The 11685-nt window shown below is 71.8% G+C and carries 11 protein-coding genes; 4 read left to right on the forward strand and 7 right to left on the reverse strand.

The annotated features are described in order from the left end of the window. Positions 1-49: 49 nt before the first annotated feature. Complete coding sequence (locus tag LZP97_RS03215; protein ID WP_017681877.1) at positions 50-1390, forward strand: MFS transporter; 1341 nt, start codon at positions 50-52, stop codon at positions 1388-1390. Positions 1391-1393: 3 nt separating this feature from the next. Continuing rightward, complete coding sequence (locus LZP97_RS03220; RefSeq protein WP_048773073.1) at positions 1394-3364, forward strand: FAD-dependent monooxygenase; 1971 nt, start codon at positions 1394-1396, stop codon at positions 3362-3364. Between the two features lie 59 nt (positions 3365-3423). On the opposite strand, the gene LZP97_RS03225 is transcribed toward LZP97_RS03220, so the two are convergent. From LZP97_RS03225 to LZP97_RS03245, 5 genes are all read right to left on the reverse strand, one after another. After that, positions 3424-4443 carry an alpha/beta hydrolase gene (locus tag LZP97_RS03225; protein WP_017681875.1) on the reverse strand — a complete coding sequence of 340 codons (1020 nt, stop codon included), beginning with the start codon at positions 4441-4443 and terminating at the stop codon, positions 3424-3426. A 421-nt stretch (positions 4444-4864) separates the two neighbouring features. Beyond that, positions 4865-5395 carry a flavodoxin domain-containing protein gene (locus tag LZP97_RS03230; RefSeq protein ID WP_017681874.1) on the reverse strand — a complete coding sequence of 177 codons (531 nt, stop codon included), beginning with the start codon at positions 5393-5395 and terminating at the stop codon, positions 4865-4867. A gap of 31 nt (positions 5396-5426) precedes the next feature. After that, a complete protein-coding gene (locus LZP97_RS03235; protein WP_234574962.1) occupies positions 5427-6302 on the reverse strand; it encodes an alpha/beta fold hydrolase in 876 nt (291 codons plus the stop codon). After that, on the reverse strand, positions 6299-6820 hold the full coding sequence (locus LZP97_RS03240) for a flavodoxin domain-containing protein (protein ID WP_017681873.1): 522 nt from the start codon (positions 6818-6820) through the stop codon (positions 6299-6301). The genes LZP97_RS03235 and LZP97_RS03240 overlap by 4 nt, the downstream gene beginning before the upstream one ends. An 81-nt stretch (positions 6821-6901) precedes the next feature. Beyond that, positions 6902-7555 carry an SDR family oxidoreductase gene (locus LZP97_RS03245; RefSeq protein ID WP_017681872.1) on the reverse strand — a complete coding sequence of 218 codons (654 nt, stop codon included), beginning with the start codon at positions 7553-7555 and terminating at the stop codon, positions 6902-6904. Between the two features lie 158 nt (positions 7556-7713). Here LZP97_RS03245 and LZP97_RS03250 point away from each other — a divergent pair, with 158 nt between their 5' ends. Together LZP97_RS03250 and LZP97_RS03255 are read left to right on the forward strand one after the other, a co-directional pair. Further along, positions 7714-8421, forward strand: coding sequence for a type 1 glutamine amidotransferase (locus tag LZP97_RS03250; RefSeq protein ID WP_010592351.1), 708 nt, complete (start codon positions 7714-7716; stop codon positions 8419-8421). An 88-nt stretch (positions 8422-8509) separates the two neighbouring features. Then, the gene (locus LZP97_RS03255) at positions 8510-9157 is read left to right on the forward strand and encodes a dihydrofolate reductase family protein (protein ID WP_010592350.1); all 648 of its coding nucleotides are present in this window, start codon (positions 8510-8512) and stop codon (positions 9155-9157) included. Between the two features lie 10 nt (positions 9158-9167). On the opposite strand, the gene lhgO is transcribed toward LZP97_RS03255, so the two are convergent. Then, positions 9168-10373, reverse strand: coding sequence for an L-2-hydroxyglutarate oxidase (gene lhgO / locus LZP97_RS03260; protein WP_017681871.1), 1206 nt, complete (start codon positions 10371-10373; stop codon positions 9168-9170). Between the two features lie 109 nt (positions 10374-10482). Continuing rightward, a complete protein-coding gene (locus LZP97_RS03265; protein ID WP_010592348.1) occupies positions 10483-11679 on the reverse strand; it encodes an FAD-dependent monooxygenase in 1197 nt (398 codons plus the stop codon). Positions 11680-11685 lie beyond the last annotated feature (6 nt).

Below are 11685 nucleotides of genomic sequence, written 5' to 3' on the forward strand. Positions count from 1 at the left end.
CTTGCCGGGTCCGCCGTGACGCGGGCCGCATCGTGAAAGGCAAGCATCCATGACGATCACCGCACCGGCACCCTCGCCGGAGGTACTGCAGCGCAAGGCCCGCAAGGCCGCGCTCGGCAGCTTCGTCGGCACCGCGATCGAGTGGTACGACTTCTTCATCTACGGCACCGCCGCGGCCCTCGTGCTCGGGCCGCAGTTCTTCCCCGGAACCTCCGAACTGGCCGGCACCCTCGCCGCCTTCGCGACCCTCGCCGTCGGCTTCGTGGCCCGGCCCATCGGCGGCATCGTCATGGGTCACTTCGGCGATCGCGTCGGCCGCAAGTCGATGCTCGTCACCTCGCTGCTGCTGATGGGCTTCGCGACCGTCGCGATCGGCCTGCTGCCCAACTACGCCGCCATCGGCGTCGCCGCCCCGATCCTGCTGGTGGCCTTGCGCTTCGTCCAGGGCCTCGGCGTCGGCGGCGAATGGGGCGGCGCGGTCCTCGTCGCCACCGAGAACGCCCCGCGCGGCAAGCGCGGCCTCTACGGCGCCGCCCCCCAGATCGGCGTCCCCGCGGGCGTCCTCCTCGCCAATCTCGTCTTCCTGCCGCTGACGGCCGTCCTCGACGACGCCGCCTTCGCGGCCTGGGGCTGGCGCGTGCCGTTCCTGCTCAGCGCCGTCCTCGTCGTCGTCGCCCTGTGGATCCGGCTCGGGCTCGAGGAGAGCGCCGACTTCGAGGCCAGCCGCGACGCGGCCGGTGAGGTCAAGCTCCCGCTCGCCGAGGTCCTCGTCAAGCACTGGAAGACCGTGCTGCTCGCCGGCGGCACCTTCGTCGCCACCAACGGCATCGCCTACGCCTACATGGTCTACGTCCTCAAGTACGGCGAAGCGGAGCTGGGCTTCGGCAAGTCGACGATGCTGTTCCTGCTCATCGCCTCGTGCCCGTTCTGGATGGCCGGCATGGCGATCAGCGCCTACAAGTCCGACATCATCGGTCGGCGCCGGGTCTACATCATCAGCTCGAGCGCCCTCGTGATCGTCGCGGCCCTGTTCTTCCCGCTGATGGACACCGCGATGCTGCCCGTGATGCTCGTCGCGATGGTCGCCCTCGGCTTCGTCCTCGGTGCCTGCGCCGGACCCCAGTCCGCCCTGTTCGCCGAGTTGTTCCCCGCCCACATCCGGTACAGCGGCGCGTCGCTCGGCTACCAGATCGGGGCGATCCTCGGCGGCGGCCTCGCCCCCATCGTGGCGACCTCCCTCTTCGCGGCCTTCGGCACCTCGCTCGCCGTCACCGCGTACTTCGTGCTGATCGCGCTCGTCAGCCTGGTCAGCATCCTCCTTCTCCGTCACCCGCACGACCCGGCGGTCGCGGTGGCGCAGTCCCGTCGGTCCGAGCAGGAAGTGGCCTGAGACATGTCGACCTACTACCAGCCCCGCAAGTACCCCGCCTCCGACTTCGCGTCGATGCAACCCGACGCCGAGGCGCTGCCCGTGGTCGTCGTCGGAGCCGGACCCGTCGGCATGGCCGTCGCCCTCGGCCTCGCCCAGCGCGGCATCCCCGTGACGATCCTCGAGGCGGCAGACCAGGTCTCCTTCGGCAGCCGTGCCATCTGCATCTCCCGGCACAGCCTCGAGGCCGCCGCACGTCTCGGCTTCGGCGCCGAGCTGGAGAAGATCGTCCTGCCCTGGGTCGGCGGCCGCAGCTTCTACCGTGACCAGCAGGTGCTGCACTTCCGGATGCCGCAGCGCGAGTTCGACGTGCGACCGCCGATGATCAATGTCTCGCAGTCCGAGTACGAGCAGATCGTCGTCGACACCATCGAGCAGAACCCGCTGATCACCCTGCACTGGCAGGCGAGCATCGCCGGCATCCTGCGCGACGACGACCAGGTGACCCTGGAGGTCGACACCGCCTTCGGCAAGCGCCACCTGCGGGCCGCATGGGTCGTCGCCGCCGACGGCGGCCGCAGCCGCATGCGTGAGCTCGCCGGTCTGCGACTCGAGGGCACCAACTACGAGGGCCGCTACGTCATCGCCGACATCCACTGGGAGTCGGAGCTGCCCGCCGAGCGGATGGTCTGGTTCGATCCGCCCAGCAACCCCGGCTCGACGATCATCATGCACAAGCAGCCGAAGAACATCTGGCGCATCGACTACCAGCTCGATCCGTCCGAGGACGCGGAGATCGAGACCCGCGAGGACGCCATCCGGGCCCGCATCACCAAGCACCTGGACTGGCTGCAGAACGACCTGCCCTGGACGCTCGAGTGGCACGGGTTCTACAGCGCCCGCGCCCTCGCGCTGCGCGAGTTCACCCACGACCGCCTCCTCTTCGCCGGCGACGCCGCGCACCTCGTGCCGATCTTCGGCGTGCGCGGCCTGAACTCCGGCATGGAGGACGCCGAGACCCTGGCCTGGCAGCTCGCCGCCGTCGTCCACGGCAACGCCGACCGCGCGCTGCTGCAGGCGTACTCGATCGAACGACACGACGCGTGGGAGCAGAACGTCGCCAACGCCGGTAAGTCCACGCTCATCATGTCCCCGGGCACCCACGGCTACCGCACCACCCGCGATGCCGTGCTCGCGCTCGCCGTGAACCGCCCCGAATTCGGGGAACTGATCAACCCGCGCCAGTCCAGCGCCACCCACGCCCGCCTGTCGCCGCTGACCTGGCCGGTCGCGGAAGGCCTGACCGGGGTCCTGCCCGGCGACCCCGTCGAGGACCGCCGCGTGCGGGTCGCCACCGCCGGCGGCGGCACCGAGTCGTCGCTCAACGCGGTGCGCGGCACCGGGTTCGCCGTCGTGGGCTTCGGGCTCGACGCCGCCGGCAGCGCCGCGCTCGCGGCGGCCACGGCCGACCTCGCCGCCGCGCTGGCGCCGGAGAGCGTGCGTGCCGTCGTCGTCGGTGCCGACGGTTCCGGTGCCGACGGTTCCGGTGCCGACGGTTCCGGTGCCGACGGTTCCGGTGCCGACGGTTCCGATGATGTCACGGTGCTCGACGCGCCCGACCTGGCCGAGGCGCTGGGCGCGACCCCGGGCGAGGCCTTCGTGATCCGGCCCGACGGGCTGCTGCTGTGCCGGGTGCCGGTCGGCGACCTGTCCGGCGTCGCCGCCGCGCTCCGCGCCGGCACGGCCCCCGAGGGACCGGCGGTTCCCGCGCGCCCGGCGCAGATCCTCACAGAGGGCGAGCAGCGTCGTGAGAACGTCTGGCTCGGCCTGTCCGACGCGCTCGACCAGGTCGATCCGTCCGACCGGGAAGGGTTCTTGGTGCGGCTCGCGCTGCAGCTCGGGTCGCAGGCCGGTCACCGCGAGTTCGAAGAAGCCATCGCAGCGGCGACCGACACGTCGCCGGTGTCCGCCCGGGAACTGGCGCCACAGGCCTGATTCCGTCCGGCGGCGGCGCCGGCGCCCGGCGATCCCGGGCGTCGGCGCCGTCGTGTCTCTCAGGCACCCACCGAGGCACCGAGCATGGGCCACGCGCGGTGCAGGTCCTCCTGCCAGTAGCCCCACGAATGGGTACCCACGGGCCGGAAGTCGACGGTGGCCGGGATGCCGAGCTCGGCGAGGCGGCGGGCCAGCTGGTGTGTGCACTCGTTGGTGGCGGCCTCGATGATGCCTCCCACGACGACCTGTTCGGCGAGGTTCGCCGGGTCGCCGCCGACGTTCGGATGATCGAGCCGGTCGTACGGACCGGGCAGCCCGGTGCCGTTGGACAGGTAGATCTGTGTTCCGCGTAGCTTCTCGGCGTTGACGTACGGGTCGTTCGCCACCCATGCGGGATCGCCCTCGGGTCCCCACATGTTGTCGGTGTCGCCTCCGCCGCGCACCTCGACGACGAGCTCGACGTAGGTCCGGCCGGGACGGGTGCTGGTCTGGGCGCAGCCGCTGAACGCGCCGACCCCGCGGTACAGCCCCGGTGCGGACTGCACGAGGCTCAGGACCGACGTTCCCGACATCGACAGTCCCGCAATGGCATTGGCTCCCGTGGTGCCGAGAGCCGCGTCGACGATCGGCGGCAGTTCGCGGGTCAGGAAGGTCGTCCACTTGTTCCGGCCGAGGACGAGGTCGTCCTGCTTCCAGTCGGTGTAGTAGCTGAACGCGCCGTCGAGCGGCAGCACGACGTTGACGTCCTTGTCGGCGAAGAAGTCGGCCACGTCGGTGCGGTCGAGCCAGGTGAGGGTGCCGCCGTCGCCGCCGCCCGCGCCGGCGAGCAGGTAGAGCACCGGGCGTGGGGCGCCGGTGTTCCGCGGCGTCAGCACGGCCACCGGGATCACGCGCTGCATCGACGCCGAATACACGAACAGGGTGCGCTGCCGGGCGCCGTGCTCCTCGACCCGCTGGATGTACGAGCCGCCGGGATCGGGTTGGGCGGCCGCGGGTGCACCGACGACGAGGGCGGCCCCGGCCAGGACGGCCGCCAGCGCCGCGGTCGTTCGCGAGCGGGACGATCGCGCACGGCGCATATGAGTCACCTTCGAGGGTCGGCGGGTCCCGGATCTTCGATGCTGCGACGGGAGAGGGTCCGCACGGGGCGTGTGCGGACCCTCGCTTCTCCGATGATCAACTACCGAGACTGTCCAGCAGTCGCTTCAGGATTTCTCCGAGGTCGAGGGAGCCGAGCAATTCCAGAATTTGCGCTGACATGCGAGTCCTTCCGTTCGATGTGCGGGTGTTCGTTCCCTGTGTAACACGGGGCGTGGGCGTGTCGCAGGCGTACGAAGATACCGATCAACCTGTTTTGGCGATCGTCGTGTATCGCCGCTGTTCAGGGCGTTCCGCCGGTGAAATAGAATTTCTGCCGGACCCGCGCGAAGATGCGCCGGAAAATAGCCGAAATGTGCCTTTCGCGTGAAATACGAGGTCGATCGGAAACGTGATTTTCGGCTACGGCCGGTCGATATTCCGGATGATCCGGGCGGCGAAGGCATCGATGTCGGCCCAGTCCCGGTGATCGCCGTATCGGCCGCCGGCGAGGCGGAACACCACCCGGCCCACGATCCCCGGCCACTGCTCCGGCTCGATCGCGCCCGCGAAGGCCCGGTACTCGCGCACCGTCGCCGTCGCCCGCAGCGTCGCCGCCACCTTCGGTTCCTTCATCTTCGGCCGCACCCAGCCGGCGAGCCGCCCGGAGATCATCGCGCTCGTCGCACCGATGGTCTGCACCGAGAACAACCACGCGGGCTTGCCCGCGAGGTGCGCGCGATGCAGATCCGCGAATCGGGCGGCGGGAGCGAGCCACTGCCCGTTGTGCACCGAGCTGCCGAGCACGACGGCGGCATGGGCCGACGGATCGACCGGCTCGGCGAGATCGTGCAGGTCCGCCTCGTGCCCGGCCTCGGTGAGCCGCTGCGCGATCCGTTCCGCCACGCCGCGCGTCGCCCCGTACGCCGTCGTGTACGCGACCAGTACCTTCACGTGCGCTCCCTCCGCCGGCCTGTCCCGATGATCATCCGGCCACGCCGGACGTGCCGATTATCCGGCCGCGACGGAGGGGGGGCTGCCACGTCTCGGGGAAGCCCGGCGTGCCGGGCGTGTCGAGGAAGCTCGACGCGTCCCGCACCCACCGGTCGCCGGTCATCACGCCCAGATGGCCCACCCCGGGCCGGACGACGGCTCGTCCCCGCGGCACGGCGGCCGCCAGCTCCCGGAACAGGTCGGCGCCGTAGAACCCGTCCCGGTCACCGCCGAGCACCAGCACCGGACACGTCACCTCAGCGAGCCGGGCGGTCACGTCGAACCGGTCCTCGGCGTCGACCACGACGAGGAAATCGTCGTACCCGTGCCGGGCCCCCGACGGCTCGAGCAGCCATCCCAGCACCCACAGCAGCGCGCGCGACCATCGCCGCGCCCCTGTCGTCGCCGCGAGTTCCGCCATCGCCCGCCGCGGGTGCCCCGCCCGCACGGCCGCCGCGGCCCGGCGCTGCACGTCGCGGCCCGGGCCGAGGTGGGCCGCCGAGGCCACGAGCACCAGCCGGCGCACCAGCTCCGGATGGTCGAGAGCCAACTGGAGCGCGACGCTGCCGCCGGTCGAGACGCCGAGCACATCGACCGGACCGGGGAAGCGGCCGGGCATCGCCACCGCGTAGTCGCGGGCGAGATCGGCCATGGTGGTCCCCGGCGGCAGGCCCGGCCGGCGGTTCACCCACCACACCCGCCGCATCGTCGTCCAGGGCGCGATCTGCGCGAGCTGGGTGCGCCGGTCGAAGCCGCGGGGCAGCCGGTGGTGAGTCGACAATCCGGGCATGAACAGCAGGGGCGGTCCCGTCCCGGCGCACAGGTAGGGCATGCCCGGGTCCCAGGTGCCCTCCTGTGCTGCGATCACGCCAGCGCCCGGACGATGCTCCGCGCCCAGTCCTCGATCTCCTGCCAGTCCCGGAAATCTCCTTCGGGCAGCAGCTTCCGGCCGGCCGGAAGCTTGCGCATCACCCGCGCGCCGACCCCGAGCGTCTTCGGGTCCAGCGCGCCGAAGAAGACGTGATGCTCCCGGGGTGCGATCGCATCGGTCAGCTCCGGCAGTTCCCGCGGGGCCGCGCTCTCCCGCACGTCCTGTCCCTGCTCGTCGACCTCCTCGGTGCCGAGCGGTCCGCTGGTGAACAGCCAGACCGGGCGGGCGACGAGCCCGTCGCGGTGCTCGCGGACGAACGCGCTCGCCGCTTTCTCCCAGTGCCCCAGGTACGCGGAACTGCCGACGACGCACGCGTCGTAGTCGTCCACCGAGGTCGCAGCCGGGAGCTGCACCGTGTCCGCCGTGTGCCCCTCCGCCCGGATCACCTCGGCGATCCGCTCCGCGATCCCGGCGGTGGCGCCGTGCCGGCTGGCGTACGCAACGAGAACCTTCATGGTGGTGCCCCTGTCGTCGAGCCGCGATACTGCCGACGGTGTCCACGATCGGCCTCGCCCGCGGCGTCCGTCAAGGGCGGCTCAGCCGAGCGCGTCGAGGACGTCCCCGATCGGGGTGTCCCCGTTGTTGAACTCGATCGTGCGTCGCACCGTCGCGGGCCGGTGCAGTACCGCGGCCGCGACCGCCGCCACATCCGCCCGCGAGACCTGTCCCTTGCCGGCGTCCGGGCCGGTCTCGATCCGGCCGGTCGGCGGATCGAGGGTCAGCGCGCTCGGGCCCAGAATCGTCCAGTCCAGGTCCGTGCCGCGCAGGTGCGCGTCCGCGGCCGCCTTCGCCTCGGCATACGCGTAGAAGCCGTTGTCCTCGGGAACGCCGTGGTCCGGGCCGGCCCCGAAGTACGACACCATCACGTAGCGGCGGACCCCCGCACGCTCGGCCGCGGTCATGGACCCGATCGCCGCGTCGCGGTCCACGGCGTACGTGCGCTGCGGGTTGCCGCCGCCCGCGCCCGCCGACCACACCACCGCGTCGTGCCCCTCGAGCAGCGGCACGAGGTCGTCGACGCCGAAGTGCTCGACGTCGGCCACGACCGGCGTCGCACCTGCGGCGCGCACGTCGTCGGCGTGGTCGGGGTTGCGGATCACCGCGGTCACCTCGTCGCCGGCGTCGGCGAGCAGCCGCTCGAGGTGCAGGGCCACCTTCCCGTGGCCGCCGATGATCACGATCCGTGCCATGTCGAATCCTTCCGTCGCGGGCCCGCCCGTCGGGCCGCCTTCCCCCATCGCACCACGGCGACGGTCGTCGGTGGGGGAGCACCGACGGCGACGTTCGCTCACCGAACGTTCACGCTCCGGGCACCCGCGGGGCAACGTGCAGCGGGCATGCTGAGGCGATGAACCCTGTCGTCCTGGAACTCCGCCACCTCGACTGCGAGGGCCCGGCCGCGTATCTGCCGGTGCTCGAGCAGTACGTGCAGGTCCACACCGTGCGGCTCTGGCGCGACCCGGTGCCCGCCGCGCTCGACTACGCCGCCGTCGTGGTCATGGGTGGCCCGATGGGCGTCGCCGACGCCGCGACGGTGCCGTGGCTCGGCGAGGAGATCGCCTACCTGCGGGCGGCCGTGGCCGCCGGCATTCCGGTGTGGGGGGTGTGCCTCGGCGCCCAGCTGCTCGCCGCGGCCCTCGGCGCCGACGTCCACACCGGCCCCGTCCCGGAGGTCGGCGTGGGCGAGGTGGAACTCGCGCACGCCTCGGCCGCCGACCCGGTGTGGGGCGAGCTGCCGTCCACCTTCCCGGTGCTGCAGTGGCACGCCGACACCTTCGACCTGCCGCCGGGCGCCACCCTGCTCGCCTCGTCGCGGGCCTACCCGAACCAGGTGTTCCGGCACGGGAGCAGCTACGGGGTGCAGTTCCATCTCGAGGCCGATGCCGACCAGCTGGCCGACTGGCTCGCGATCGACGAGTACCGGGCGTCGCTGGAGGCGACCCTCGGGGCCGGGGCGGCCGACGCCGTCGCCGCCGACCTGCGGTCGGTGCAGCCCGAGACGCTCGCGCACGCCACCGCCGTGATGAAGCGGTGGCTCGAGACGTACGTCGTGTGAACGGACGGATCCCTCGTGCGCCGATGAGTTTGCCCGCCTCGCGGAGTCCGAACCTGTGCAATGCTGTCGACAGTGCAGGAGGTGCCCGGTGGATCAGCTGGTGAGGGTTCAGAACTTCGCCGTCTCGGGGGACGGTTTCGGAGCCGGGGAAGGCCAGAGCCTCGAGCGGCCGTTCGGGCACGCGGACCCCGGTTCGATGTTCGCGTGGGCCGGCGCGACCGCGAGCTGGCCCAACCGTACCGATCCGGGCGGGAGCCGGGGCCTCGACGACTACTTCACGCGGGACTTCGCCCGCAACATCGGTGCCGAGATCATGGGCCGGAACAAGTTCGGTCCGCAACGGGGGCCGTGGCAGGACCACGACTGGCGCGGCTGGTGGGGCGGCGAACCGCCCTTCCACACCCCGGTGTTCGTGCTGACCCACCATCCGCGACCGTCGTTCACGCTGTCCGACACGACGTTCCACTTCGTCGACGGCGACCCGGCCACGGTCCTCACGCAGGCGCGGGAGGCGGCGCAGGGCAAGGACGTCCGGCTCGGGGGCGGGGCCACCACCATCCGGGAATTCCTCGACGCGGACCTCGTCGACACCATGCACGTGGCGGTCGTACCGGCGGTGCAGCTCGGAGCCGGGGTGCGCCTGTGGGAGTCGCCCGACGAGCTGCTCGATCGGTTCCACCTCGAGGTCGTGCCCAGCCCGAGCGGCGTGATCCACCACCTGTTCTGGCGACGGTGACACCGGGGCGTCAGGTCCGCAGGCCCGCCCGTTCGAGGGCCGCGTCCACGAGGTACTCGGCGATCGCCATCGACGACGTCGCGCCGGGGGAGGGCGCATTGCGCAGGTGCACCACCCGCCCGTGCCCGGTGATGACGAAGTCGTCGACGAGCGAGCCGTCGGCGTCCATTGCCTGCGCGCGGATCCCCCGCGGGCCCGGCAGCACGTCGGCGACGGTCAGTCCGGGCACGTACTTCGCGGCCTCGGCGACGAACCGCCGGATGCTGACCGCCGTGCGCAGCTCGCGCATCGCGGCCGGGACGTTGCGTGCGGCGAACCTGCGGAAGCCGGGGAAGAGCACGGCGTCGCGCAGGTCCCGCAGCGACCTCGACCGGCCGTCGTACGCTTCGCGTCCCGGCGCCAGGAATGCGTTGGGCCCCAGCATGATCGCCCCGTCGATCCGTTTGGTCAGGTGGACCCCGAGGAACGGGTACCGCGGATCGGGCACCGGATAGATCAGTCCGCGCACCCGCCCGGCCACGTCGGGCCGCAGCAGGTGGTAGTCGCCGAGGAACGGCACGATCGCGGGCGTCGCGGGGTCCCCGGCGTCGTGGGCGAGCCGGTCCGACTGCAGGCCCGCGCACGTGATCACCAGGTCGAAGCCGTCCGTGCCGGTGCCGGTGCCGACGAGCACCTCGTCGCCGCGGGGGCGGATCGCCGTGACGGGTGTGGCCAGGCGGACGGTGCCGCCCGACGCCGTGACGTCGTCGGCGAGGGCGGTGGTCACCGCGACGTAGTCGACGATCGCGGTGTGCGGGGAGTGCAGCGCGGAGATGCCGCGCGCGTGTGGCTCGATGTCGGTGATCTCCTCCGGCCCGATGCGGCGGATCCCGGGCACGCCGTTGGCGACGGCGCGTTCGTGGATGGCGTCGAGCCGGTCGAGCTCGCTCGCGTCGAGTGCGACGACGATCTTGCCGCACTCGTCGTACGGCAGGGCGCGGGCGGCGGTGAACTCGGCGAGCAGGTGCACCCCGCGCCGGCACAGGCGTGCCTTGAGGCTGCCGGGCGGGTAGTACAGCCCGGCGTGCACGACGCCGCTGTTGTGACCGGTCTGGTGCGCGGCGAGCCGGGGCTCCTTCTCGAACAGCGTGACGTCGGCGCCGTGCGTCGCCAGCTCGCGCGCGGTGGCGGCCCCGATGATCCCCCCACCCACGACGGCAGCCCGCAGTGACCCCATGCGCGCCAGCCTACGAGCCCGTGGCCGAATGTCACACCGGTTCGATTCAATCGAACCGGTGTGACATTCGGCCCGCGCATTCGGGCGATCGGACCGGCGACGGTGGGAGTCAGCGGTGGCGGTTGGAGCTGTAGCCCCAGAGCCAGTCGGTGTACTTGTAGCTCGACGTGTCGCGGGTGCGGAACAGTTCGTTGCGGGCCTCGCGGCCGGCGCCGTCGAGGTGCCACAGGTCGCCCCACATGCGGCCGGTGGTGAGGATGCGGTTGCAGCGCGGGGCGCGTTCGGCGTTGACGTCACGCAGGATCTGCGGCCAGTTGGCGTTGTCGCCCCGGTAGTCCTCGGCGGCGTAGTCGGCCAGGCACTTGGCGTCCTCGAGGGCCATCACGGCGCCGGAGGCGAGGTACTGCAGCGGGGGATGGGCGGCATCGCCGAGCAGGATCATGCGGCCGTCGACCCAGTTGTCGATCGGGTCGCGGTCGAACATCGGCCACCACCGGTCGGTCCACAGGTACTTCAGCGCGGTCTGCACGCTCTCGTGGCAGTGGTCGTAGGCGTGCGCGAGTTCCTCGGGGCTGCCCCACTTCTCCTCGCCGCGCAGGAAGGCGGGCGACTGGAAGACGGCCACCTGGTTGAGCATCTCGCCCTGGCGCAGCGGGTACTGGATGAAGTGGCAGCGCGGGCCGATGTAGCCGACGACGTCCTCGATCTCCTCCTCGAGGGGGACCTCGTCCATCGGGAACGTGCCGCGGAAGGCGACGTACCCGGAGCCGACCGGCTTGTCGTCGGACAGCTTCGGGCGCAGCCGCGAGTGCAGGCCGTCCATGCCGAGGGCGATGTCGCCGACGTGCTCCTCGCCGCTCTCGAGGATGACGCGGACCTTGTCGCCCTCGGTGACGACGTCGTGCACGGCGGCGTCGGTGCGCAGGTCGGCGCCGGCCCGGCGGGCGGCCTCGACGAGCACCGAGTGCAGATCGGAACGGTGCACGACGAAGTACACCCCGCCGTAGTGCTGCTGGTAGTCGTGGCCGAGGTCGACCTTGGTGAGGATCTCGGCGGTGACGGCGTCGCGGAAGACGAGGTTCTTCGGCAGGACCCCCTTGGAGATGACCTCGTCGTAGACGCCGAGCGCCTGGAGGATGCGGGAGCCGTGCGGGCCGATCTGCAGTCCGGCGCCCACCTCGCCGAATTCCGACGCGCGCTCGAACAGCGTGACCTCGGCACCCCGGAGGGCGAGGGCGAGGGCGTTGGCGACGCCGCCGATGCCGCCGCCGGCGACGAGAACCCGGGCGTCCTTCAGATCGGACATGACACT

The sequence above is a fragment of the Rhodococcus sp. DMF-1 genome, assembly GCF_021441945.1.
In the GTDB taxonomy this organism is placed as follows: Bacteria; Actinomycetota; Actinomycetes; order Mycobacteriales; family Mycobacteriaceae; genus Rhodococcus; species Rhodococcus ruber.

Excerpts from the sequence above, each read along its gene's own strand:
- LZP97_RS03215 (WP_017681877.1), top strand. The coding sequence starts at position 50 with ATGACGATCACCGCACCGGCACCCTCGCCGGAGGTACTGCAGCGCAAG.
- LZP97_RS03220 (WP_048773073.1), top strand. The coding sequence starts at position 1,394 with ATGTCGACCTACTACCAGCCCCGCAAGTACCCCGCCTCCGACTTCGCG.
- LZP97_RS03225 (WP_017681875.1), bottom strand. The coding sequence starts at position 4,443 with ATGCGCCGTGCGCGATCGTCCCGCTCGCGAACGACCGCGGCGCTGGCG.
- LZP97_RS03240 (WP_017681873.1), bottom strand. The coding sequence starts at position 6,820 with ATGAAGGTTCTCGTTGCGTACGCCAGCCGGCACGGCGCCACCGCCGGG.
- LZP97_RS03245 (WP_017681872.1), bottom strand. The coding sequence starts at position 7,555 with ATGGCACGGATCGTGATCATCGGCGGCCACGGGAAGGTGGCCCTGCAC.
- LZP97_RS03250 (WP_010592351.1), top strand. The coding sequence starts at position 7,714 with ATGAACCCTGTCGTCCTGGAACTCCGCCACCTCGACTGCGAGGGCCCG.
- lhgO (WP_017681871.1), bottom strand. The coding sequence starts at position 10,373 with ATGGGGTCACTGCGGGCTGCCGTCGTGGGTGGGGGGATCATCGGGGCC.
- LZP97_RS03265 (WP_010592348.1), bottom strand. The coding sequence starts at position 11,679 with ATGTCCGATCTGAAGGACGCCCGGGTTCTCGTCGCCGGCGGCGGCATC.